General features: G+C 48.5%; 23 protein-coding genes. 18 read left to right on the top strand and 5 right to left on the bottom strand.

The features are described 5' to 3' along the window. Positions 1-88 precede the first annotated feature (88 nt). The 3 genes from J2S36_RS02375 to J2S36_RS02365 are packed head-to-tail and all read right to left on the bottom strand — an operon-like array spanning position 89 to position 2063. Positions 89-661 carry a type II toxin-antitoxin system PemK/MazF family toxin gene (locus J2S36_RS02375; RefSeq protein ID WP_309955145.1) on the bottom strand — a complete coding sequence of 191 codons (573 nt, stop codon included), beginning with the start codon at positions 659-661 and terminating at the stop codon, positions 89-91. 55 nt (positions 662-716) lie between these two features. After that, positions 717-1871 (bottom strand): galactokinase, encoded by a 1155-nt coding sequence (gene galK, locus J2S36_RS02370; RefSeq protein WP_309955144.1) that lies wholly within the window; start codon positions 1869-1871, stop codon positions 717-719. Between the two features lie 9 nt (positions 1872-1880). Beyond that, positions 1881-2063 (bottom strand): hypothetical protein, encoded by a 183-nt coding sequence (locus J2S36_RS02365; RefSeq protein ID WP_309955142.1) that lies wholly within the window; start codon positions 2061-2063, stop codon positions 1881-1883. A 144-nt stretch (positions 2064-2207) separates the two neighbouring features. On the opposite strand from J2S36_RS02365, the gene J2S36_RS02360 reads away from it, so the two are divergent. From J2S36_RS02360 to J2S36_RS02330, 7 genes are all read left to right on the top strand, one after another. After that, positions 2208-3038: an amino acid ABC transporter substrate-binding protein gene (locus J2S36_RS02360; protein ID WP_309955139.1), complete on the top strand. Its 831-nt coding sequence runs from the start codon at positions 2208-2210 to the stop codon at positions 3036-3038. 150 nt (positions 3039-3188) lie between these two features. Then, positions 3189-3839, top strand: coding sequence for an amino acid ABC transporter permease (locus J2S36_RS02355; protein WP_309955137.1), 651 nt, complete (start codon positions 3189-3191; stop codon positions 3837-3839). An 86-nt stretch (positions 3840-3925) separates the two neighbouring features. Next, on the top strand, positions 3926-4693 hold the full coding sequence (locus tag J2S36_RS02350; RefSeq protein ID WP_309955135.1) for an amino acid ABC transporter ATP-binding protein: 768 nt from the start codon (positions 3926-3928) through the stop codon (positions 4691-4693). 228 nt (positions 4694-4921) lie between these two features. Next, positions 4922-6751, top strand: a complete 1830-nt coding sequence (gene lepA / locus J2S36_RS02345; RefSeq protein WP_309957448.1) for a translation elongation factor 4 — start codon at positions 4922-4924, stop codon at positions 6749-6751. Continuing rightward, positions 6748-7794: a tRNA (guanine(46)-N(7))-methyltransferase TrmB gene (trmB, locus tag J2S36_RS02340; protein WP_309955133.1), complete on the top strand. Its 1047-nt coding sequence runs from the start codon at positions 6748-6750 to the stop codon at positions 7792-7794. The genes lepA and trmB overlap by 4 nt, the downstream gene beginning before the upstream one ends. After that, complete coding sequence (hemW, locus tag J2S36_RS02335; RefSeq protein ID WP_309955131.1) at positions 7778-8992, top strand: radical SAM family heme chaperone HemW; 1215 nt, start codon at positions 7778-7780, stop codon at positions 8990-8992. Before trmB ends, hemW begins: the two co-directional genes overlap by 17 nt. A 23-nt stretch (positions 8993-9015) precedes the next feature. After that, positions 9016-9786 (top strand): hypothetical protein, encoded by a 771-nt coding sequence (locus tag J2S36_RS02330; RefSeq protein ID WP_309955129.1) that lies wholly within the window; start codon positions 9016-9018, stop codon positions 9784-9786. Between the two features lie 126 nt (positions 9787-9912). On the opposite strand, the gene J2S36_RS02325 is transcribed toward J2S36_RS02330, so the two are convergent. After that, positions 9913-10878, bottom strand: a complete 966-nt coding sequence (locus J2S36_RS02325) for a DUF3097 family protein (protein WP_309955127.1) — start codon at positions 10876-10878, stop codon at positions 9913-9915. A 312-nt stretch (positions 10879-11190) separates the two neighbouring features. Between J2S36_RS02325 and hrcA the strand changes: the two genes are divergently transcribed. The 10 genes from hrcA to J2S36_RS02275 all read left to right on the top strand — a co-directional run bounded on the left by hrcA (position 11191) and on the right by J2S36_RS02275 (position 21878). Then, positions 11191-12210 (top strand): heat-inducible transcriptional repressor HrcA, encoded by a 1020-nt coding sequence (hrcA, locus tag J2S36_RS02320; RefSeq protein ID WP_309955125.1) that lies wholly within the window; start codon positions 11191-11193, stop codon positions 12208-12210. A 138-nt stretch (positions 12211-12348) separates the two neighbouring features. Continuing rightward, complete coding sequence (gene dnaJ / locus J2S36_RS02315) at positions 12349-13488, top strand: molecular chaperone DnaJ (RefSeq protein ID WP_309955122.1); 1140 nt, start codon at positions 12349-12351, stop codon at positions 13486-13488. Continuing rightward, positions 13485-14297 (top strand): 16S rRNA (uracil(1498)-N(3))-methyltransferase, encoded by an 813-nt coding sequence (locus tag J2S36_RS02310; protein ID WP_309955120.1) that lies wholly within the window; start codon positions 13485-13487, stop codon positions 14295-14297. The genes dnaJ and J2S36_RS02310 overlap by 4 nt, the downstream gene beginning before the upstream one ends. 33 nt (positions 14298-14330) lie before the next feature. Then, entirely contained in the window at positions 14331-15308 is a 978-nt protein-coding gene (locus tag J2S36_RS02305; protein WP_309955118.1) for a PhoH family protein, read from the top strand. Between the two features lie 85 nt (positions 15309-15393). Continuing rightward, positions 15394-15915 carry an rRNA maturation RNase YbeY gene (ybeY, locus tag J2S36_RS02300; RefSeq protein ID WP_309955116.1) on the top strand — a complete coding sequence of 174 codons (522 nt, stop codon included), beginning with the start codon at positions 15394-15396 and terminating at the stop codon, positions 15913-15915. Positions 15916-16026: 111 nt separating this feature from the next. Next, positions 16027-17295: a hemolysin family protein gene (locus J2S36_RS02295; RefSeq protein WP_309955114.1), complete on the top strand. Its 1269-nt coding sequence runs from the start codon at positions 16027-16029 to the stop codon at positions 17293-17295. Further along, positions 17288-18235, top strand: a complete 948-nt coding sequence (gene era, locus J2S36_RS02290; protein ID WP_309955113.1) for a GTPase Era — start codon at positions 17288-17290, stop codon at positions 18233-18235. The genes J2S36_RS02295 and era overlap by 8 nt, the downstream gene beginning before the upstream one ends. A 108-nt stretch (positions 18236-18343) precedes the next feature. Then, positions 18344-20161, top strand: coding sequence for a 2-isopropylmalate synthase (leuA, locus tag J2S36_RS02285; RefSeq protein ID WP_374717327.1), 1818 nt, complete (start codon positions 18344-18346; stop codon positions 20159-20161). 38 nt (positions 20162-20199) lie between these two features. After that, positions 20200-20946: a DNA repair protein RecO gene (recO, locus tag J2S36_RS02280; RefSeq protein WP_309955110.1), complete on the top strand. Its 747-nt coding sequence runs from the start codon at positions 20200-20202 to the stop codon at positions 20944-20946. Between the two features lie 95 nt (positions 20947-21041). Next, positions 21042-21878: an isoprenyl transferase gene (locus J2S36_RS02275; protein ID WP_374717326.1), complete on the top strand. Its 837-nt coding sequence runs from the start codon at positions 21042-21044 to the stop codon at positions 21876-21878. A gap of 7 nt (positions 21879-21885) precedes the next feature. Here the strand turns inward: J2S36_RS02275 and J2S36_RS02270 are convergent, their stop codons facing one another. Further along, a complete protein-coding gene (locus tag J2S36_RS02270) occupies positions 21886-22656 on the bottom strand; it encodes a VIT1/CCC1 transporter family protein (RefSeq protein WP_309955108.1) in 771 nt (256 codons plus the stop codon). Positions 22657-22812: 156 nt separating this feature from the next. Here J2S36_RS02270 and J2S36_RS02265 point away from each other — a divergent pair, with 156 nt between their 5' ends. Further along, positions 22813-23364 carry a hypothetical protein gene (locus J2S36_RS02265; protein WP_309955106.1) on the top strand — a complete coding sequence of 184 codons (552 nt, stop codon included), beginning with the start codon at positions 22813-22815 and terminating at the stop codon, positions 23362-23364. Positions 23365-23441: the final 77 nt, after the last annotated feature.

Here is a 23441-nt window from a genome sequence, read left to right as displayed (position 1 = left end):
GGCGTGCTAATTCAAGGAACAACTCTACCAGTGTGCCTGGCACTCACCAACTGTTTCCACTACAGCCTGGAGGTGTCACTGCTCACGCTTAGCTGCGCACATTGTGAATTTTGCGTAATGCCTTCGTCAGGAGAAGATACATTTCACGATTTAATTTACCGCCCACACGGCGTATTTGCGATTGATGCACCACCCATAACAAATCCAGCCGCGCTTCTGACGGGCGACCGTGAGAGTCCCAATTTCCCGTCCCAATATCTAACCACCAGCGCTCATATTCGTCTTGATACAGTTGCCCAGGTGCATGATCCTTTGAGGTCATTTGGACAAAGAAAATGTATTCTTCCTGCATTGACACTACAAGCACGGGGCGATCTTTTCCGCGTCCGTCCATTTCCTCATATGGTACCCAGGTCCAGACAATTTCCCCAGGATCGGGAAGCGAATCATTATCTGGCGTGTATCTGAGTGCAGGAAGACCATATTTGCCAATATTCCACTGCAGCGGAGGGGCACTTGGCGCCGGGAAATGAGATCTTGATCCTGCCGGTGGAGAGTTTTTCGCTGAAACTGATCTGGCGCCTTTCGCGGCTTGATTTTTATTTTGGCGCACGAGCTGCGCGCCAAAATAGCGTGCAAAACTAACTAATCTTTCGCGCAATCCCATATTTTCCTGCCATTCGTGATTTTGCTTGCTTTATTCAAACTGGAACGCATCAAGCAATCCGGCGCGCACCAGCACCTGCAGTCGTATGAATGAAGTGCGGCTGATTAAATCCAGCAGCTGCAAAAGCTGATTCGACCTGTGCGACTACTGCTGCAGTAGCTTCAATTGGGATAATTGCAATTGCCGAACCGCCAAAGCCGCCGCCCGTCATGCGCGCGCCCAGCGCACCAGCTTTGATTGCTGCAGCGACCGCAGTGTCAAGCTCAGGGCAAGAAACTTTGTAATCGTCACGCAAAGATTCATGTGAAGCCGTGAAGAGCTTTCCCACTGTGACAAAATCACCTGCTGCTAAGGCTTTTGCAGTGTCTTTAACACGCTGGATTTCAGCTACTACGTGTTTTGCAAAAGGTTGTAACTCAGGGCTTAAACGTTTTACGTCTGCTGCTGAAGCATCGCGCAGAAGCGGCAGCCCTAACTCGGCACTAGCAGCTTCGCAGGCAGCACGCCGCTGCGCATACTGCCCGTCGTTCAAGCTGTGTGGGGCACGGGTGTCAATTACGAGCAGTTCTAAACCATGCGCAGCTAAATCAAATGGGATCAACTGCGTCTGCCATGTTTTGCAATCAAGATATAGTGCGTTTCCGGCAGTGCAAAGCAGGGAAGCAGATTGATCAAGCCCGCCGGTAGCAGCTCCAGCGACTTCATTTTCGGCACGGACGCAAGCTGCGGCAAGTGCTTTCCGATCGGCTTCATCCTGCGGTGCTACAAGCGCCATCCCAATCGCGCATTCAATTGCGGCGGATGAAGATAATCCTGCACCTGATGGTACGCAAGTATCGTCAGCGGCATCAAAACCGTGCTTGATTCCCAGCACATAGGCAGCGCCGGCCGCATATTTTACCCAATTCGGAGTTTCCGCTTTTGCGATATCTTCCACAGTTCCTTCCCACGGATGATCAGGATCATGGGCGGAAATAAGGCGCACGCGATTGTCTTCACGTTTTTTATATGCTGCAAATGTGCAATGCTCCAAAGCGATTGGCAGGCAAATACCGCCACTGTAATCGATATGTTCGCCGATGAGATTTACTCTTCCGGGGGCAGCCCAAATGCTGGCAGGAGCAGCGTTGAAAGCTGTTTCAAAAAGCTCCCGCACGCGCTTTGCTCCATCGATATCGCTGATTGCCCGAATCTCTACGCTCATCTTGGCTCCTTAATTTCTTGCTCCATCGCAATTATGGGAAGTATTTTTCGTGTCTTTTTCTGGACGGCGCAGTACAAGCAAATCGATTGCGCCACAAACAGTTACCATCTTAGTACTGATAAAGCTGAAAGCAGGAATTTTAGTTGCGGCGGTTGCTGCTTGCTGATATTCAGCTGCGAAAGTGCCCACCATGCGAGACAATCTTCGTCAGTTCGCGCCGCATTCAGGAAAGCGGTATGCTCGGTGCAAGGGCTTGATTCGGAGATTTTTTAATTTGCGAAATAGCTCTGCAAGTACCATTTTTTTTGAAATACGAGTAAAGAAAAGGAGATGAAGATGGGTTTGCGGAAAATTATCGCTACAGCGACTGCACTTTTCCTGGCAGTTTCGCTAAGCGCATGTAGTCCTTCAAAGAGCAATGATGCTGAAAAGGGTGCCACGAATCATGCAGCGAAATCTGCAGGTGATACTTTCACCGTCGGCTTCGATGCAAGCTTCCCTCCTTTTGGTTACAAAGATGAAGAAACTGGTGAATACACCGGGTTTGATATCGAGCTTGCTGCGGAAGTAGCAAAGCGCAATGACTGGCAGTTCAAACCACAGCCAATTGACTGGGATGCAAAGGATGCTGAGCTGAATTCCGGCACGATCGATGCGATCTGGAATGGTTTTACAATGAACGGGAGAGAAGATAAATACACCTTCTCAGAGCCGTATGTGGATAATTCGATCGTATTTGTAACGAAACAGGATGCAAATATCAAGGACGTGAAAGCTCTTGCTGGCAAAGTTGTGTTAGTGCAGGCCGATTCTTCTGGGTTAACGGCTTTGCAGGACGAAAAGAATAAAGAGCTGGTCGCAAGCTTTGCAGATTTGCAGCAAGTGCCTGAATATAATAACGCATTCATGACGCTTGAAGCAGGTGCTGCCGATGCAATTGCCGTCGATTTAGGCGTCGCAAAATTCCAGCTTGCAAAGCGTGGCACAGACAAATTTGCCATTATGGAGCCACCTTTCCACACCGAACAATATGGAATCGGGTTTAAGAAAGGAAATACGCAACTGCGCGATCAAGTCCAGAAAACTCTTGACGAGATGCGTACAGACGGCACATTTATGCAGCTTGCAAAGAAGTACAAGCTGGAAAACGCGGTCGTGCAAAAGTAATTATTGATTTCATGTTACTCCCGCTGAGTTGCTTAACTCGGCGGGAGTAACATGTATCGGGAAAGTAGTTACGAAAAGCAAGGACACTCTTGTTGCAGCGCGGAAGACGCTGCAACTGATGCGTTTATGATTACGATTTAAAGGATTTTCATGGATCTGGCAAGCTTACTTGAGCTCGGTGCAGGGATGCTCAAATCAATCATGATTTTTGGCTTCACTCTGATTTTCTCACTCCCACTTGGTCTGCTCGTATATGGTGGACGAGTAACAAAAATTGCGCCAATTCGCTGGTTGGTACAACTTTACATCTCGATCATGCGTGGTACTCCGCTGATTTTACAGTTGATGATGGTATATTTCGGTCCGTATTATCTTTTTGGGCTGCAGATTTCTGCCAGTTACCGTTTTTATGCGGTGATTATCGCGTTCGCGATCAACTATGCAGCATATTTTGCCGAGATTTATCGTGGAGGCTTCCAAGCCATCCCGATCGGGCAGCGGGAAGCTGCTTTTGTCCTCGGCTATTCGCGCCCGCGCACATTCTTCACAATCGAATTGCCACAAATGTTTCGCACCGTTCTACCGTCGATCACAAATGAGGTGATCACCCTGGTGAAAGATACATCACTAGCATTTGGTATTGCTTATCTGGAGATGTTTACAATCGCGAAGCAAATGGCTTCTGCGCAAGCTTCGATGATGCCTTTTATCGCGGCAGGTATTTTCTATTACGTATTCAATACGATCGTGGCAATAATCATGGATCGTTTCGAGAAACGCGTAGGCGCATACAAAATTTGATTTCTCCTGCATCCGTCATCGCGAGAAGCAATATAGCAAGCTGCGATGCAGTGCTCAGGAGCAGATAAGATAGATGGGAACAGCAGATGAGTGAGAAAAAGATGCTTCAACTCATTGAAATTGAAAAGTCTTTCGGAACCAATCAGGTCCTCAAAGGAGTAAATCTGGAAGTGCGTGAAGGGCAGGTTTTGGCTGTGCTCGGCCCTTCCGGGTCGGGTAAATCGACTTTGCTCAGATGCGCTACATTCTTGGAAAAAATGGATTCAGGGACGATTCGCTATCACGGTGAAACTGCGCTTGAAATGAAGGCGGGAGTAAAACTCAGCACTGGTGACGAACGGCGATTCCGGAAAGAATTTGGGCTCGTATTCCAAAATTTTAATCTCTTTCCACACTGGACAGTATTACGTAATTTATGCGATGCACCAATCAAAGTGCAAGGACGGCAAGCTGCAGAAGTTACTGCGCAGGCACATGAGTTGTTAGCGCGAATGAATTTAAGTGATAAGGCAAATGCTTTTCCTGCTGAGCTCTCCGGCGGTCAACAACAGCGTGTGGCGATTGCGCGTGCGCTGGCTTTACAACCGAAAATGCTCTATTTTGATGAACCAACTTCCGCTCTCGACCCAGAGTTAACTGGAGAAATTCTCGCAATTATTCGTGATCTGGCGGCGCAAAAAATGACGATGGTGATCGTGACTCATGAAATGGAGTTCGCTGCGCAAGTCGCCGATACGGCTGTATTTATGGATGGCGGGACGGTGCTGGAAGCTGGTGCAGCGCAGGAATTGATCCACAATCCAAGCCACGAACGCACACAACAGTTTTTGCGGAAACTACGTGCAGAGAAATAGGAAATAGGGAAATTTTTCTGATCCCAGTTCCAGAGTTTTTAGCTCTGCTGGTAGTCTTGTTTCAGGTAAATAGAGTGCCTCAGATTCGTGCAAAAGCTGAGGCAAATATTGCGCAAAGTGGAAGCGAAATAGCTGCATTTACACGATGCGCAGGAATCAAACGTATCGCTACACAGCTGAAATCGAATAAGGAGTATCGTGCCCGCTACTACTGCGCAAGAGTTGAAAATGATTCGACCGGCTCACACGCCTGCTGAAAAGATCCGCAATTTTTGTATTATCGCGCATATCGATCACGGAAAGTCCACACTGGCCGATCGAATGCTGCAATCTACTGGTGTGATTGCAGAGCGGGATATGCGGGCACAATATCTTGACCGGATGGATATTGAACGCGAGCGCGGAATCACGATTAAATCCCAGGCAGTGCGAATGCCGTGGACGGTATCTGGGCAGCCTTACGTCTTAAATATGATCGATACGCCTGGGCATGTGGATTTCTCATATGAGGTTTCACGCTCTTTAGCGGCTTGTGAAGGTGCGATTTTGCTTGTGGATGCAGCTCAAGGAATTGAAGCACAAACTCTTGCAAATTTGTATTTGGCTTTGGAAAACGATTTAGCAATTATTCCAGTGCTGAATAAAATCGATCTCCCGGCAGCGAATCCTGATAAATACGCGCAAGAATTGGCTGATTTGATTGGCTGTAGCCCGGATGAAGTCCTTCGGGTATCGGGAAAAACGGGTGTAGGCGTACCAGCTTTACTAGATCAGATCGTTGCAGAAGTACCTGCTCCCGTCGGGGATGCGAATGCGCAAACTCGGGCGATGATTTTTGATTCAGTTTACGATACTTATCGTGGCGTGGTCACTTATGTGCGCGTGGTTGACGGAAAACTTACACCCCGACAGCGGGTGCAGATGATGTCTACGAAGCAGTCACACGAATTGCTGGAAATTGGTGTAATTTCTCCAGAACCGATTCCTTCTGAGGGGATCGGAGTGGGTGAAGTTGGGTATTTGATTACTGGCGTGAAAGATGTCCGGCAATCTCGCGTGGGTGATACCGTCACCGATTTGCATGATTCAGCAAGCGAAGCATTATCTGGATATAAAGATCCAAAACCAATGGTTTTTTCAGGTTTATACCCGATTGATGGATCCGATTACCCGGCTTTGCGTGATGCTCTTGATAAGTTGAAATTAAACGATGCAGCCTTGACGTATGAGCCGGAAACTTCTGTAGCGCTCGGTTTTGGTTTCCGCTGCGGCTTCCTTGGGTTGCTGCACCTGGAAATTGTTACTGAACGTCTCTCTCGGGAATTTGATCTTGATTTGATCGCTACTGCGCCTTCGGTGAACTATGAAGTGCTTACCGAAGCGAATGAGGTGGTGAAAGTAGATAATCCAAGCGAATTTCCGGAAGGAAAAGTGAAGGAAATCCGTGAGCCGGTAGTAGATGCGACGATTCTGACACCCACGGATTACGTGGGGACGGTGATGGAACTTTGCCAGAGTCGGCGGGGCACGATGAAAGGGATGGATTATCTTTCGCAAGATCGGGTAGAACTGCGTTATGTATTGCCTTTAGCCGAGATTGTGACGGATTTTTTCGATCAGTTGAAATCGCGCACAAAGGGCTATGCGTCGCTTGATTACAAGGAGAGTGGTCAGCAGGCTGCTGATTTGGTGAAGGTCAATATTCTTCTTAACCACGAGACGGTGGATGCTTTTTCGGCGATCGTGCACCGCGATTTTGCTTACTCCTATGGTTTGGAAATGACGGAAAAATTAAAGGCGCTGATTCCACGGCAGAATTTTGAAATCCCCGTGCAAGCTGCCGTCGGTACTCGTGTGATTGCGCGCCAAACGATCAAGGCACTGCGCAAAGATGTGCTGGCAAAATGCTATGGCGGCGATGTTTCGCGAAAGCGGAAGCTGCTTGAGAAGCAAAAGGAAGGTAAGAAGCGAATGAAAGCAATTGGGCGGGTAGAAGTGCCGCAGGAAGCTTTCGTTGCTGCGCTCAGCTCAGAGATGCCAGAAGGTAAGAAGAAGTGACGCAAGCAGTTCACGGGAAAGAAGAGGGGAATCTTACGCAAGATAATCCTCATTACGGGCGAATTACTTCATTTTCATTGCGCGGCTCACGCTTGGGAGATAAATACGAGAAATTGATGCAAGAGCGGGGAAGTGAATTTACCTTGCAGGTGCCTGCAGGCTTCGCTCACGCTACTATTGCGCCAGGTGCGCGTATCGATTTGCAGGAAGTTTTTGGGAGAAATGCTCCGATCGTGGTCGAAGTTGGTCCGGGTTCTGGCGAACAATTGATGCATGGCGCGCGAATGCACCCGGAATGGAATTTTCTCGCATTTGAAGCGTGGGCACCTGGTGTGGCTCGATGTGTACATCATGCGATACAGGCAGATGTCCAGAATGTGCGGATCGCGCAGCTTGATGCGGCTCAGGCATTGCCGATAGTTTTCGGTTCACCATTAGCACCAGCTGCGCTACAAACTGCTGCGAACGATCCGGAAAAAGCGGGAGAACCGCAATTTGCTGCCGAGGTCTGGACTTTCTTTCCTGATCCTTGGCGAAAGAAAAAACACCGCAAGCGGCGGATCGTTTCACCAGCATTTGCGCAGATAGTAGCAAGTATTTTGGCACCTGGAGGAATCTGGCGTTTGGCCACTGATTGGGCTAATTATGCCTGGCAAATGCGCGATGTGCTAGCGCAGTCGCCGTGGTTCGATTTGCAATATTTGGGAAAGAATCCAGATGCTGCAGATGAAGGACTCTATGTCGGTGGATTCGCACCACGTTTTGCTGGACGGGCGCTGACGCGTTTTGAAGAACGCGGGATTGAAGCTGGAAGACCAGTGCATGATTTTGTGGCGGTGCGTAATGAAGTGCCGATCCTCAGTCAGGCAGTGCCGGAGGATCCTTGGCTGGCGGCAAAAGCGCAGGGAATTGAAGTACTTGCTGATCGTGGAGGTGAGCGTGCGCCGAGTTCGCGGCGAGGTTTCTTAAAAGCACAAGCTGCCACAGCTGAGCATAAAGCAGATCAATCATCGCAAGGGACTGCAGATGGTGCAGCTTCCTGAAGGTATGCCACTTCCAGATGATGGTCAGCTTGTTGATCCGGATGTGAGTGCAGGATTTTCGGCCTACGTGCATATTCCATTTTGCACGGTTCGTTGCGGATACTGTGATTTTAATACTTATACCAATCCTGATTTTGGAGCAGGCGCTGGGGTGCAGGATTACGCACAAACCGTCGGAAAAGAAATCGAACTTTCGCAGCGAGTGCTTTCGCGGGATACAAAACCCGGGCGGTTACGTTCAATCTTTTTTGGCGGAGGCACCCCAACGCTGTTAAATGTAGCGAGTTTTGCGCAAATTTTGGGTCAGCTGCGGGATACATTTGGTTTTGCACCTGATATCGAGATCACTACTGAAGCTAATCCTGAGACCGTCACTCGTGAGCAGCTAGTTGGCTTGCAGGAAGCTGGGATCAATCGGATTTCCTTTGGGATGCAATCAGCGGTACCGCACGTGCTGGCGACTCTGGATCGGAGCCATACTCCAGGGCAAGTTGCAAAAGTAGCGCAGTGGGCACGGGAACTTGATTTAAACTTTTCGCTTGATTTGATTTATGGCACTCCGGGGGAAAGTGATCCCGATTGGAGAGCATCGCTACTGGCAGCGATAGATCTTTCTCCGCAGCATCTCTCATGTTATGCATTGACGATTGAGCCAGGCACTAAAATGGGTACTGATTTAGCTCGCGGGAGCATGATGGGTACGGACGATGATGTGCTGGCGTTCCGTTATGAGCTTGCCAATGAACTGCTCGCAGCCGCCGGCTATGATTGGTACGAAGTTTCAAATTGGGCCCGTCCTGGATTTGAATGTAAACATAACAGATACTATTGGCAGGGTGCGAACTGGTGGGGGTATGGCGCAGGGGCTCACTCACACATCAATGGCACACGTTTTTGGAATGTGAAACACCCGCGTAGATACGCTGCAAGGCTTGCGGGAAGTCCGGTGCGCACACCGGCGCAAGGACATGAAAAATTGAGTGCAACAGAGCAAACAGAAGAAGCAATCATGCTGGGGATTCGCTTACGTGAAGGGATCAAAATTCCTGCTGGTCTGAAGCGGGAGACTGTTGCCGGTTTTATTTCCGACGGGTTAATTGATCCGCAAGCTGCTTTACGTGAAGATCGGCTTGTGCTTACTGTGCGAGGCAGACTGCTTGCCGATGCAGTGATCCGGGCACTGTGGATGGATTTATAACAAGATAAAATCAAGGGAAATAAATGGGCATTGGAGATTACTATATTGCGATCGTGATCGGTCTGCTTATTGGCGGAGCGGTGTGTTATGGGCTTTTTGCAATCTTTTCCGGCAGCAATAGCGGATATTGGGATTCGCGTGCAGAACTGATTGGAAAACTTCGGGCAAAGAAATACACTTACCGGGAATATGGCAAGGATGCTGCGCAGTTTTTGTTGCATCCGTCTGCAGCTGCCAAGTTATTTTTAGATCCTGCGGGTGTAGCTGGCATCGGGGTGAGTAGTGATATTGGAGCGCATGATTTAATTTCTAACAGTCGCGGTTTGCATTGGCGTTCATGTGGAGTACAGAGCGCTGATGGCAGGGATCTGTATTTCACCTGCGATATTCCGCAGCGTCCCGACGGGAAGCTCTTTTCCAGCCCGGAGATCCTTTTTATTGCTGAAAATGATGCAGCTGCGGGAGAAACTTTAGATGTTGCCGGTACGTCAGGCGAAGGAAATGCGCTAGCTGCTCCAACACAAAATCATGCTGCAGATATTTTTCGCAGCAAAATTGCACAGTGGAATGCGGCAGCGCCGCTTGCTGAGAGTTTGGCAGTTTATCAGGGATCTGATTTTGCCCATTGGATCGAGAAAATGCGCGGATTTAAAGCTGTGCATATTATCGGTGCAAATATCACGCTTGCGATAGAAGGCCAAGGATTTGACGCGCAGCTGCTTGAAATTTATCCAAAGCTTGCAGCGGCAGGTAGTGCTGTGGTGGAGTTCCTGCCACAAGAATATTGGCAATAGCAAAAGGTTTAAGAAACATAGATGCAGTAGCTGCTAACTTTGAAAATTTTAGACTTCTGAAAACTTCAATTGGAAGGCTGGAAGCAGAATCCAAAAAAGCTGATCAGCCATTGTTTAGTGTTCCAATTAATGATTCGTGCCAGCAGCTGTTACAAAATCGATCAGCGCTTCAACTTTTCCTAAAAATGCTGGCTGCAAATCGGTATAAGTATTTACTGCGTCTAATATTCGCTTCCAGCCTAGGCCGATATCTTCTTTTGTCTCATGCGCCCAGCCAAGCCGGCGCAATGTGCCTTTCTTGATATCTTCATCCCGTGGCACTTCTGGCCATGCTTGTAAACCTAGAACAGCTGGTTTTACTGCTTGCCAAAGGTCTACAAATGGGTGACCGAGCACCAATACGCCAGAAATTTTATTTGCCATTTCAGCGATCCGTGATTCTTTTGAGTGTGGTACGAGATGGTCAAGCAGTACGCCGGCGCGTTTCTCGTTTGACGGAGAAAATACTTTCAGCACATCGAGGAGATGGTCCGCGCCAAAGAGCTCTTCGATCATGATCCCCGCAAAAGCTAGATCCTCACCCCATATTTTTGAAATTAGTTCAGCGTCGTGTTTGCCTTCGACCCAGATGCGTGAGGGAAGTGCAATGCGTGCTTTATGCGGCACATGGATCGATCCTGAAGCAGTGAGAGTTTTCCCGTTAACAGTTTTGTTTTTCTGTCCGATATTGCTTTTTGGCGGTGTCGGTGGAAGCAGCTGCACTGGCCGTCCTGCGAACCAAAAACCGGCGCCAAGCGGAAATGAGCGGCGTTTGAAATTACTATCTTCTAATTCCATTTGCCATTGCCCGGCAATTTTTTGAATCTGCATCACTTCCCCCACATATCCTGAAGTGACGTCTTCGAGCACCATCCCCCGTGCTACTGGTATTTCCTGCGCTGCATTACGATAGTTTGGCGGTAACTCAATCTCATTTATCGCATAACGGTCGTCGGGGGATGCATAAATTGGTTGGATCTGCTTGGAAGATGCAGCTTTCTTTGGCTGAATTAATTTTCCAGACGGGTAGCGGTTTGCATAATCTCGTTTCATCATCACTCACCATAGTGCAAAGATCGCTTTGATGGAGACACAAATGCCTCGTGTTTGCTGCGAATTTTTCTTGATCTTACATCTGGAAACGAGTGGTGTTTCGCGCGGAGCGTGAATCGGTGATTGTACGCTAGGAAGTTCGCGGCGAATCGGCGTAGAATTGGCACTCGGTATACCTGAGTGCAAGATCTGCTTGCGTATGAACTGCTGTTGGAAGATGCAGGCATGAGTTGATTCGCTGGCAAGGCATCAGAAGGGGATATTTGCCCTGCACCAGATATTGTTACAGCACGAATCAAGAGAGGAGTAAAGATGGCAAATCCACAAGCGCGACGTGCAGCAGTACTGCATGCGATCGTGGAAGATTATGTCACAACGCGTGAACCTGTTGGTTCTCGGTCCATCGTCGAACGCTATCACCTCGGTGTTTCGTCAGCCACAGTACGTAACGATATGGCGCAGTTAGAAGAAGCTGGGTTAATAATCCAACCGCATACTTCTGCCGGGCGGATCCCAACGGATGCTGGTTATCGTGCTTTTGTTGATTCTCTGGCAGAGATCAAGCCGCTCTCGCGTGGAGAACGGAATGCATTTGAAAAATATTTGCGTGACGGCGTAGACCTCGATGATGTGCTTTCTCGTGCGGTACGATTGCTTGCACAAATTACGAATCAGGTAGCTGTGGTGCAGTATCCGTCATTGCGGAAATCAATGTTGCGGCATATTGAAATTGTTTCGATTACTGATACAACGGCACTGCTCGTATTGATTTCCAATTCTGGTCGGGTAGAGCAAAGGATATTTGAAGTAAACAGCGGGTTGAATGACGATGATTTTTCACGGCTGCGAAAAACGTGCAATGCGCATTTTTGTGAAAAACCATTAGCTCAGCTGCAAGAATCATATCCGCAGGCATTGCAGAATTTGCCGCATCAGTATCAGCATTTGTTAGAACGGATCTTTGATACGATAATCGGCACTTTAGGCGCACAAAATGAAGAACGCGTAGTAGTTGCAGGTACTGGGAATCTCTCTCGCTATGACGTAGATTTTGCATCCTCGATCTCTCCGGTACTCGATGCGCTTGAGGAACAAGTGGTGCTCTTGCAGTTGCTGGCAGCACGTGAAGCTGGGATGAAAGTACAAATTGGGCGGGAAAATGCGCAGACGGCATTGGCTGAAACTGCCGTCGTATCTACTGGTTATGGCAATGGATATGATCAACAAGTCGCACGCCTTGGCGTGATTGGGCCGACCCGGATGGATTACGCGGCTGCAATGTCGTCAGTTTATGCGATCTCGCAGTATCTCACTGAAATCCTGAAAGGCTGATGTGGTGCAATTTTGATGTAATGAGGTGGATATAACTTTTCATTTTCAAATCTGCCGGCTGGATTTGAGGCACGGCAGCATAAAATCAGAGTGAATAATTTTTGCGAAAAGTGAAGCGAAAGATAGGGAATAGTTTTCTTGGCTGATTATTACGAAATTCTCGGAGTTGCGAAGAACGCATCCGAAGCTGAAATCAAAAAGGCATATCGCAAACTTGCACGAAAGCTGCATCCAGATGTGGCTGGCCCGGATGGTGCGGAAAAATTCAAAGAAGTCACAGCTGCTTATGAGGTTCTCGTAAATAAAGAGAAACGGCAAATGTATGATTTGGGCGGCGAAGATGCACTTCGTGGTGGTGGCACCGGATTTAGCGGAGCCGGTTTTGGTGGTTTTGAAGATATTTTTTCGAGCTTCTTTGGCGGTGCTGGTGCCACGGCTCAACGCGGTCCAGCTTCAAGAGCGCGGCGTGGCGGCGATCTCGTTGTGCGGATGCAGATTTCGCTGGCGGAGGCAATTTTCGGTGATGAAAAAACGATCCGTGTGGATGCGGCAATGGAGTGTCCGCAATGCCACGGTGCTATGACGGCGCCAAATACGGAACCCGTGCAATGTACAGAATGTCATGGAAGTGGTTCAGTGCAGCGCGTGACGAATTCGCTATTTGGGCAGATGATGACCACCACCGCATGTGCTGCTTGCCAGGGATACGGTACAAGGATCGTCACCCCGTGTGGCGAATGTGCTGGTGAAGGGCGAATTCGCGGATCGAAGCAAGTTCAGGTGAGTGTGCCTGCAGGGGTCGAAACGGGAATGCGGGTGCGTTTACTTGGGCAAGGAGATGCTGGCGTGGGCGGAGGCCCTGCTGGTGATTTGTATGTGGAAGTAGTGATTGCAGCTGATGCGGTCTTTACCCGTGCTGGCGATGATTTACTCGCTGTGCTTTCAATTCCGATGACGGCTGCAATTTTGGGTACTGAAGTGGAAATTGATACGTTCGATGGGGTACAGGAACTGAAAATTGCTGCAGGTACACAATCAGGTACGGAAATTGTGCTGCCAGGGCTGGGAGTCACTCGGCTGCACCGGAATCGGCGCGGGAATTTGCGCGTGACGATCAATGTGATCACACCGACTAAGTTGGATGATGCACAAAAGAATCTGATTGCGCAGTTTGCGAAATTGCGCAATGAAGAACGAGTTGATGCGAAAATGGATACTGAGGACGACTCATTTTTTGGTCGTCTGCGGGAAAAATTTAATGCATGGAGTGAATCATGAGTTTACCAGTGTTTTATGCCCCTGAGATGCGGATTGAAGCATTGCGTGAAGGTGCTGAATATCTGCTGACAGGGGCAGAAGCGCATCATGCGGCAGTGGTGCGACGGATCCGCTTGGACGAGAAAATCGAGCTGGTCAATGGCAGCGGGTTGCGTGCAAAATTATCTGTCACGAATGTAAGTCGGAAAGAATTACGCGGAAAGATATTGGAGTTCGCACAAGAATATGAACCGCAAGTTCGTTTGATTTTAGTGCAGGCTTTGGCGAAAGGCGGGCGTGATGAGCAAGCGATCGAAACAGCTACCGAATATGGAGTAAATGAAATTATTCCGTGGGAAGCACAGCGGTGTGTAGTTACTTGGGAACGTGGTGCAAAGGAAGAAAAAGCACTTACTAAATGGCGCTCTACCGTGCTCGCTGCAGCGAAGCAATCGCGGCGTTCGTTTTTGCCAAAAGTACACGGTAAATTTAATACACAGCAGGTCGCAGGTTTGATTCAGCAGAGCGTGGAGAATTGTGGTTCTCGGGCGTTTATTTGCCATGAGGAAAGCCTGACGATGTTACCGGTAGAGTTGGAGCGGATCGTAAAATTCGTAGCTGAAGGGCGAATTGAAGTGCCCGCAACACTTATTTTCGTGGTTGGGCCAGAAGGCGGGATAACTCCAAACGAGCTCTTGCAATTTGCTTATGCGGGCGCGCAAGTAGTCACGCTTAGCCCGCATGTGCTTCGTTCGGCAACGGCAGGTCCAAAGGCAATTGCTGCCGCGCAAACAACTCTCTGGGATATAATGCGCAAGCCTGCTAGATAGTGTCATGAAGTTTCGTAGATTGTGATCGATAAAATGGATGAAAGCCGTGAAAATACAAGGATAGTGACGGTGCCGCAAAGGCTTCCGATGATTAATTTATTGGGGCATCATGATGGCATTTTGCGGGTACTCGAAAATGGCTTGCTGCCAGCAAAGATCACAGTGCATGGTAATGAAATCAAGATTTCCGGTGCCGCATCCGAAGTAGATTTTGCTGCGCAGATCATCGTTGAGCTAATTGAAGTAGCAAAGGCAGGCGAGCTGCTGAGTGTGGATGCAGTACAGCGTGCGATTATGATTGCGCGCGACGGTTTAGCTAAACCGACGGCATTGATGCATACAGATATTCTCTCCAGCCGGGGTAAAACGATTCGCCCGAAAACCTTGGGGCAGAAAGCATATATTGATGCGATCGATACCAATACGATCACTTTTGGGATCGGGCCGGCAGGTACCGGTAAGACTTATCTGGCGATGGCGAAGGCTGTCGTGGCATTGCAAAAAAATGAGGTATCACGGATCGTTTTGACTCGTCCGGCAGTGGAAGCAGGAGAATCACTTGGCTTCTTGCCCGGTACGCTAAACGATAAAATTGATCCTTATCTGCGTCCGCTTTATGATTCGCTCTACGATATGGTTGATCCAGAGACGATTCCGAAATTGATGGCAGCTGGCACGATCGAAGTAGCCCCGCTTGCGTATATGCGCGGACGGACCTTGAATGATGCATTTATTATTTTGGATGAAGCACAAAATACTACTGCCGAGCAAATGAAAATGTTTCTGACTCGGCTTGGTTTTGGCTCAAAAATGGTGATTACCGGAGATCTGACGCAAATCGATCTGCCTGGTAGAACACGTTCCGGTTTGCAAGTGGTGCGGAGAATTTTACGCAATGTTGATCAGATCAATTTCACGGAGCTTGGTTCTGCAGATGTAGTTCGGCACCGGATTGTGGCAGATATTATCGACGCATATGCACGTTGGGATAGTGTGCGGAAAGAGAAATAATTACATCTGCTATCGCGAGTGAGCAGTGAAGCAGCAGGTTGCACCGGCTATTTGTAGCTACCTGGAGACAATATAGGGATTGAAAATGATTGAAGTAAATGATGAGTCTGGTTACTTGCCAGCACCTGATGCGGCAGAGATTTCTGCGTTAGCTTCGTGGGTGTTTGATCAGCTGCGGGTGCATCCGCAAGCTGAGTTGAATATTATTTTGGCTGATGAAGAGACGATGAGTGATTTGCATCTGCAATGGATGGATCTTCCCGGGCCAACCGATGTATTGTCTTTTCCAATGGATGAACTCAAGCCGGTACCACCTGGAGTGGAGCCGCAAGTAGGAGTGCTTGGCGATATCGTGATTTGCCCTGCTGTAGCTGCAAAGCAGGCTCGGAGATCTGGGCATGCCACAATGGAAGAGATTTTACTTTTAGCAACGCATGGAATCTTACATTTATTGGGTTTTGATCATGCTGAAGAAGCAGAACGAAAAGTAATGTTTACCTTGCAGCGCCAGCTTTTGCTCGGGTTTCTTGCGCGTAAACCGCAAGATCCGAACCAGCCGCTGCAAGATACATCGAAAATCAGTGATATCGCTCCCACGATCGATTAACCGTTAGAATCAAAAGAAAGCTTGCCTGCTAACTTTTGGCAAGTAGATAGTTGAGTTTTCCAACTCACAAAAGCTCACGGAGAATAAACAAAGAAGGTTGAAATAGCTCAGATGCATGAGATTGCAAATATCCCATTTATCATCTTGATTATCGTTGCAATTAGCGCGTTGATCATTTCAGTATATTTTCGGCTTGTACTTGTTGGGCTGAATCGCTTAACACGTTCCAGTGTAAAAGAGGCGATTGAAAACAACGATGCGCATCATCGTTTGATCGAAGTGCTTGCGCATCGTCCCGCTGCGAAAACTGCTTCACATGCAATTCGAGTCATTTTCATTTCGCTTTTTGCGATTTCATTGATTTTGATCTTAGTTGATTTTATTTCTTACGCATGGCTCGCATTGCTTAGTGCGATTGGGATCATTCTGATCAGCTATGGACTATTTAATCTGCTTTTGCCCTCAGAAATTGCAGTCCGTAAGCCATTGAAAGTGGTGAATGGGGCATTTATCTTGCTTTGGCCGCTTACCAGGCTGACATCATTATTCGTGCGGAAACATGAGCCAGTGGATGAGGAAGAACGCGAGACTCAAAATGAAGACCAAATTGCGTTAATGGTTGAGCGAGTAAGCGAATCAGAAGCGATTGAGGATGATGAACGTTCGCTGATCAATTCTGTTTTCGAGCTTTCACGCACGATCGTGCGGGCCGTGATGGTGCCGCGTACAGATATGATTACGATCAATCAGGATCATACGCTTGATCAGGCAATATCGCTTTTTTCCCGTTCTGGATTTTCGCGGGTACCAGTGATTGGTGATTCCGCTGATGAATTATTAGGCGTAATTTATCTCAAAGATACTATTCAAAAGGTGCATCGTCGTCCAGATAGTTACCGTCTTTCAGTGACGAGTGTGATGCGGCAGCCCACATTTGTGCCGGAAACGATGGTTGCTGATGATTTGCTGCATAAAATGCAGGCGACAGCTGTGCATATGGCGATCGTGGTGGATGAATATGGTGGGATCGCCGGTTTGATTACAATCGAGGATCTACTTGAAGAGCTTGTTGGGGAAATGGTAGACGAGCATGATCAAGCGCAGGCAGAGGTTGTTGCGCTAGGTGATGGTGTATTCCGTGTGCCCGCGCGAATGCCGATTGATGATTTTGGTGCATTATTTGGCAAAACAATTGAAGATGATGATGTTGATACCGTGGGTGGATTACTTTCAAAGAATTTAGGCCGTGTGCCGATTGTCGGCTCTTTCGTGGAAATTTTTGGGATCCATATTGAAGCTGAACGTTATGAAGGACGGCGGAAGCGAATCGCAACAGTGATCGCGTCCCCAGCGGAAGAAACCGAGGCTGAAGATGAGTGAAAAAATACAAGAACAGCAATTAGTGCAGCAGTGGCCTGCAGCATATCGTTCTGGGTTCGTCGCGATTGTTGGTCGTCCAAATGCTGGAAAATCCACGCTGATCAACGCGCTCGTTGGCGAAAAGATCGCAATTACTGCAAACCAGCCAGAAACTACACGTAAGGTGATCCGCGGAATTGTTTCCCGAGAATCTGGGCAGTTAGTACTGGTGGATACTCCGGGGCTGCATCGTCCGCGCACACTCTTAGGGCAACGGTTAAATGATCTGGTTGCTGATGCTTTAAGTGATGTTGATGCAGTAGCTCTCTGTTTGCCGGCAGATGAAAAAATTGGTCCGGGAGATCGTTTTTTGCTGGAAAAAGTTGCCAAGCTGGATGCTCCGATATTTGCCGTCATCACCAAAATTGATAAAATCTCGCGGGAGGAATTAGCGCAAAAATTGCTTGCCGTAAGCGAAATTTTTGAGTTTGCGCAAATCGTGCCAGTGAGCGCTCAAAAAGGGGAACAAATCAAGCTGCTCGAACAACTGATGATCCAGCAGATGCCACTCAGTCCACCGCTTTATCCCGATTCAGCGGTCACTGACGAAAGCGTCGAATCGCGAATTGCCGAGTTGATTCGTGAAGCTGCACTTGATGGTGTGCGTGATGAACTGCCGCATTCGATCGCCGTGGTAATTGAAGATTTTGAAGAACGACCAATGCGGAAAGGCGATTCACGGACTGCTTTGATCGATATCCGTGCAAATATTTATGTCGAACGTGATTCCCAGAAGGGGATCGTGATTGGACGTGGTGGGCAGCGTTTGAAACAGGTCGGGGTAAAGGCACGGCAAGGGATCGAGGAGCTTTTAGGGCGGAAAGTGTATCTCGATATGCGTGTGAAAGTTGCTAAGGAGTGGCAAAAAGATCCGAAATTTCTCGGTCGCTTGGGATTCTAGCTAGCAAATTTTAGTTCTGCGCAAGATGCTGGTGTAATGCGCTGCGTGTGTTTGTTTCAAAAGCTGGGCAGTTCTTCACTGATCACATATTAGTGGTAAATATTATCTATGCGTACTGATTGTTTGAAGAATATGCAGAGCACGTCAGGGATGCCATATCAGAAATATCAGCATTTTCTTGACCGGAACCCGATCTCGCTGCCTGATCGTAGTTGGCCGAATAAGCGACTGACGCGAGCTCCGCGGTGGCTTTCTACCGATTTGCGTGACGGTAATCAAGCACTGATTGAACCCATGAATCCGCGGCAGAAACGCGAGATTTTTGATTTGCTTGTGAAAATTGGAGTAAAGGAAATTGAAGTTGGATTTCCTGCTGCTTCGGAGGCGGACTGGGATTTTGTGCGCTCACTGGTGCGAGATGATGCCGTCCCAGAAGATGTTACTATTTCCGTGCTGACCCAATCTCGTCCAGAGATCATTCATCGGACGATCGATGCGCTTGCCGGATTGCCGCGAGCGACAGTGCATCTTTATAACGCCACATCTCCAACTTTCCGGGATGTCGTTTTCCGCAATAGTCGGGCTCAGACACGTGAGCTGGCAGTCAGCGGAGCACAAGAGGTGCTCGCATATATGGAAAAAACAATTGATGATCATACGATTTGCGGCTTTGAATATTCACCTGAGATTTTTGTCGATACAGAGCTGGAGTTTGCACTTGAAGTAAGCGAAGCCGTGATGGATGTGTGGCAGCCAGGTCCGGAGCGGGAAATGATTTTGAATCTTCCTACGACGGTTGAGCGTTGTACTCCCAATGTGTATGCAGATCAGATTGAATGGATGGCACGGCACTTGAGCCGTCGCGAATATTTGGTGCTTTCGGCGCACAATCACAATGATCGGGGTACTGGCGTGGCTACTACCGAGCTTGCAATGCTTGCAGGAATTGATCGCGTGGAAGGGTGTTTATTCGGGCAAGGTGAGCGAACTGGAAACGTTGATTTGATTACTTTGGCGCTGAATCTTTTTTCGCAAGGGATTGATCCGCAGCTGGATCTTTCGAATATTGATGAGATCCGTCGAGTAGTGGAGGCAGCTACCAGAATGGACGTGTCTCCGCGGGCACCGTATGGGGGAGATTTAGTCTATACCTCGTTTAGCGGTTCGCATCAAGATGCGATCAAGAAGGGATTTGCGGCACGCGAGAAAGCTGTGCAGGAAGCAGGCGGAGATGAAACTGCAGTGAAATGGGATGTGCCGTATCTGCCAATTGATCCCAAAGATGTTGGTCGTTCTTATGCTGCAGTAGTGCGAGTCAATTCGCAGTCGGGCAAAGGCGGCATCGCTTATTTGCTTGCAAGCGAGCATGGTTTGGATTTGCCGCGTCGATTGCAAATTGAATTATCAGCGATTGTGCAAAAATATGCTGATCGCTTTGGCGGAGAAATTTCTGCAGATGTATTGTGGCGGATTTTTGCTGACGAATATTTACCGCACACGGCTGCTCCAGGATTACAGCCCTGGGGTCATTATTTGCTTGGTGGTACTACGATCACTACAGCTGATGAAGCGAATGATTCGATTCTTACCGTGACACTTTCGCAATTAAATAAAACCGGTATTTATGAGAATCAGACGGTTGCTGCGAAAGGAAATGGTCCGATTGACGCATTCGTGAAGGCGCTAGCGCAAGTTGGCATGCAAGTGGCAGTCTTGGATTACGTTGAACATGCATTGTCTGCTGGTGGAGATGCATTTGCGGCATCGTATGTTGAATGTAAATTTGGCGATGAAATTTTCTGGGGAGTGGGGATTGATTCATCTACGATCACTTCAGCTTTCAAGGCGATAATTTCTGCTGCAAATCGTGCATATCGTGCTGCGGATGTAGGCGAAGGAACGGGAGCTGATTTTGCAGTGAGCTAGTTTCTGAGCACTGATCAAAATCGGGTTAAACTATCTGTGTGAATAATAAGACGTATCGTGATCAGGCAATTGTGCTGCGCACTCAAGATTTGGGCGAAGCTGATCGTGTGATCACGCTACTGACACCAAACCACGGCAAGATTCGCGCAGTGGCAAGGGGAGTGCGGAAAACTAAATCACGTTTCGGAGCGCGCCTTGAGCCATTTTCTTATATTGATTTGCAACTTTATACCGGGCGTTCACTAGATGTGATCACACAGGTTGAGTCGATCAACGCCTATCACCGCACGATTATTACTAATTATCATGTATATACGTCAGCAATGGCTTTGCTCGATACGATTGATCATCTTATGGAGCAGGAAGGTGAACCGGATTTAGCCCAATTTACACTGTTGCATGGCGCGGTTCATGCGATGGCAACGGGTGCGCATTTGCCGGATTTGATCTTGAATTCGTATATTTTGCGGGCGATGCGGATGGCTGGCTGGGAATTGGCAGTTTTTGAATGCGCGGTTTGCGGGATTGTTGGGCCGCATCAAGCTATGAACGTGGCACTTGGCGGAGCAGTGTGTGATATGTGTAAAGTGTCTGGTGGCCTCACCCCTGCGATTGAGACATGGCAGCTGCTTGGTGCGCTGCTGGTAGGAGACTGGAAGATCGCAGATTTAGCAGCTCTTCCGACGCGACGGCAGGCGAGTGGAATTATCAGTGCATTTTTACAATGGCATCTGGAACATCCCATGAAATCGCTGCGATATGTGCATTCACGTTTGATTTCCTGATTTTCTCGAAGAGATCTATTGTGTGAGCGATGCAAGCAGCTTCCGCTGCGCAGCTGATTCCTGAATGTAATTATTTCTTGAGCTAGACTGAAGATATGAATGATATCAGCAGAGCCAGCCAGATGGATGGAAGAGAAAGCCATCAGATCGCTAATTTTGACCGTGCTGTTTCGTTGCATATTTCCGGTCTGATGCCGCCAAAATTTGCGCTTAATGAAGTGCCAAAGCATATTGCGATCGTGATGGACGGAAACGGGAGATGGGCAAATGCGCGGAAGTTGCCGCGTACAGAAGGGCATCGTGCTGGGGAAATTTCGCTGATGGATGTGATCGCAGGAGCGATTGAAGCGGGTGTGAAAGTACTTTCAGTGTACGCATTTTCGACTGAAAACTGGCGGCGTTCTCCGCGTGAAGTGCGTTTTTTGATGGGCTATTCACGTGATGTGATTCGTGCGCGACGCAAGCAACTAAATGAGTGGGGAGTAAAGGTAGTTTGGTCTGGGCGGCGTCCAAAACTTTGGAAATCTGTGATTCGCGAAATGGAAACAACGGCAGAATATACTCGGGCAAACACCCGTATGATTCTCAATTTTTGCCTTAACTATGGCGGTCAATACGAGATTTCTGATGCGATGCGGGAAATTGCATTGCGGGTGCAGCGCGGTGAATTGACTGCACGATCAATTACACCTGCGACGATTTCCCGATATCTATATCAGCCTGAACTTCCACCAGTCGATTTGTTTATTCGTACTGGCGGAGAACGGCGTACCTCAAATTTTTTGCTCTGGCAGGCAGCTTATGCTGAGTTGCTTTTTGTGCAGGCGGCATGGCCAGATTTTCGGCGCACTGATCTTTGGAAATGCATCACCGATTATGTGCAGCGCGAGCGGAGATTTGGTGGGGCCATAGAGCAAGTGGCAGCAACATAGCAGTGCTTTAATGAATATTTCCGCCGACGAGTGCGCCGATTGCGTAAGTTACTACCATTGCTACGTTACCCCAGACGATATTGCGCACTGTAGCGCGCATCACAGGTGCCCGTCCGAGATGTGCTGAAACTGAGCCGGTGATAGCTAAGGCAAAGCTGACGGCAAATACTGTCATTGGGACGGCGATACTGCTTGGTGAAAGTACGATTGCGAGTAGCGGAATGATCGCTCCGAGCGCAAAAGCCGCCATTGAAGCCACAGCCGCATGCCACGGGTTGGTCAATTCATCGGGATCGATCCCCAATTCATAATGTGCATGTGCAGCTGCTGCGTCTTGTGCTGAAAGTTCTCGTGCAGTGGCGCGGGCAAGTTCATGCGATACACCTTGCGCACTAATGAAATAAGCTAAACGTTCCTCAGCGCCGACTGGATCAGCTTGGATCAGGAGTTTTTGTTTCGCAATCGCGGCTTGTTCTGCATCGCGCTGAGTAGATACGGAAACGTATTCGCCGGCAGCCATCGAAAGTGCACCAGCTACCATACCGGCGATACCTGAAGCGAATAACGCAAATCCCGTCACGGATGCGCCTGAAACTCCAACCACGAGTCCTGCGGTTGAGACGATGCCGTCATTAGCACCTAATACTCCTGCGCGCAACCAGTTTAGTTTCGAGTTAAGCTGAGCTTCGGCTGAGCGCATCGTCTTTTCCGAAAATGTGGATTGTGCAGGTACATGTGTGAGCGCTGCTTTTGGTTCGCGATCGATAATTGTTTGCATCTCTTGCCCTAGGTAGTTTATTTTGAACGGTTTTTCGTCTATGTGCAATACTTAAGCTGTTGTTTCAAACATAATCAGAGGTTGCATCGAAAACCAGCTAGGTGAGGCTATCCTCGGTCTTGTGAGCTTTAGGAAAAATGGAAGTGGAGGCCCGTAATGGAATCATTTCGGCGGTATCTGATACTTACTCCCTTTGCGGATGCGGCAGTTGTAAGCAGAATCCTAGAGTTGCGTAAACTGCACGCTGCAGTAGTAGATACGGATTCTGGCGTATTGGTTTACCGCGATCTTCCGCCGAAAAAATACGACGACTGGGATATTTCCGAAATTCTTGGCGGCAGCGATACGGGCACAAGCCAGGCAGATCCGAAAGTAGCTTTTGCACCGGATAGTCCAGTAATTGATTTCCAGAATCTGGAATTTACTGCGGAATCTGAACGTGATCCAGTGTTGGTGGCGAAATTTCTTTCGCAGCTTTCACAATATGGTGTAGTACTCTTTACCGTCGAACTTGGTGATGATGTTGGCGGTGAAGCAGGTGTCTCGGGATTAGTCCATGCTACCCGTGTAGTTGCTGGTCAGATGCAAGAAGAACTTGCTCCAGGCTTAACATTGGCGGTGCTTGATCCGAAAGTTGAAGAACTCCTGATTGCACCGCCGAATTTGCCGCCAGCAGCAAATTCAGACTCAACTTCAGCTGAAAGATAAGCTGCTGGAACGAATTGTTTAGTGCCTCGCGCATGAAGATGCAATTGCATCGGGCATGACGGTAGAAAGCAAGAGAG

The organism is Arcanobacterium hippocoleae, from assembly GCF_031456295.1.
In the GTDB taxonomy this organism is placed as follows: Bacteria; Actinomycetota; Actinomycetes; order Actinomycetales; family Actinomycetaceae; genus Arcanobacterium_A; species Arcanobacterium_A hippocoleae.
Note: the sequence above shows the minus strand (reverse complement) of the source record. Positions and strands in the feature narration are given on the sequence as shown.

What these genes read in the sequence shown, in the direction of transcription:
- galK (WP_309955144.1), bottom strand. Translation starts at nt 1,871, where the DNA reads ATGAGCGTAGAGATTCGGGCAATCAGCGATATCGATGGAGCAAAGCGC.
- hrcA (WP_309955125.1), top strand. Translation starts at nt 11,191, where the DNA reads ATGGCAAATCCACAAGCGCGACGTGCAGCAGTACTGCATGCGATCGTG.
- lepA (WP_309957448.1), top strand. Translation starts at nt 4,922, where the DNA reads ATGATTCGACCGGCTCACACGCCTGCTGAAAAGATCCGCAATTTTTGT.
- J2S36_RS02355 (WP_309955137.1), top strand. Translation starts at nt 3,189, where the DNA reads ATGGATCTGGCAAGCTTACTTGAGCTCGGTGCAGGGATGCTCAAATCA.
- J2S36_RS02295 (WP_309955114.1), top strand. Translation starts at nt 16,027, where the DNA reads ATGCATGAGATTGCAAATATCCCATTTATCATCTTGATTATCGTTGCA.
- J2S36_RS02350 (WP_309955135.1), top strand. Translation starts at nt 3,926, where the DNA reads ATGAGTGAGAAAAAGATGCTTCAACTCATTGAAATTGAAAAGTCTTTC.
- J2S36_RS02265 (WP_309955106.1), top strand. Translation starts at nt 22,813, where the DNA reads ATGGAATCATTTCGGCGGTATCTGATACTTACTCCCTTTGCGGATGCG.
- ybeY (WP_309955116.1), top strand. Translation starts at nt 15,394, where the DNA reads ATGATTGAAGTAAATGATGAGTCTGGTTACTTGCCAGCACCTGATGCG.
- J2S36_RS02310 (WP_309955120.1), top strand. Translation starts at nt 13,485, where the DNA reads ATGAGTTTACCAGTGTTTTATGCCCCTGAGATGCGGATTGAAGCATTG.
- J2S36_RS02360 (WP_309955139.1), top strand. Translation starts at nt 2,208, where the DNA reads ATGGGTTTGCGGAAAATTATCGCTACAGCGACTGCACTTTTCCTGGCA.
- J2S36_RS02305 (WP_309955118.1), top strand. Translation starts at nt 14,331, where the DNA reads ATGGATGAAAGCCGTGAAAATACAAGGATAGTGACGGTGCCGCAAAGG.
- J2S36_RS02365 (WP_309955142.1), bottom strand. Translation starts at nt 2,063, where the DNA reads ATGGTGGGCACTTTCGCAGCTGAATATCAGCAAGCAGCAACCGCCGCA.
- era (WP_309955113.1), top strand. Translation starts at nt 17,288, where the DNA reads ATGAGTGAAAAAATACAAGAACAGCAATTAGTGCAGCAGTGGCCTGCA.
- J2S36_RS02270 (WP_309955108.1), bottom strand. Translation starts at nt 22,656, where the DNA reads ATGCAAACAATTATCGATCGCGAACCAAAAGCAGCGCTCACACATGTA.
- J2S36_RS02325 (WP_309955127.1), bottom strand. Translation starts at nt 10,878, where the DNA reads ATGAAACGAGATTATGCAAACCGCTACCCGTCTGGAAAATTAATTCAG.
- leuA (WP_374717327.1), top strand. Translation starts at nt 18,344, where the DNA reads ATGCGTACTGATTGTTTGAAGAATATGCAGAGCACGTCAGGGATGCCA.
- J2S36_RS02330 (WP_309955129.1), top strand. Translation starts at nt 9,016, where the DNA reads ATGGGCATTGGAGATTACTATATTGCGATCGTGATCGGTCTGCTTATT.
- hemW (WP_309955131.1), top strand. Translation starts at nt 7,778, where the DNA reads ATGGTGCAGCTTCCTGAAGGTATGCCACTTCCAGATGATGGTCAGCTT.
- J2S36_RS02275 (WP_374717326.1), top strand. Translation starts at nt 21,042, where the DNA reads ATGAATGATATCAGCAGAGCCAGCCAGATGGATGGAAGAGAAAGCCAT.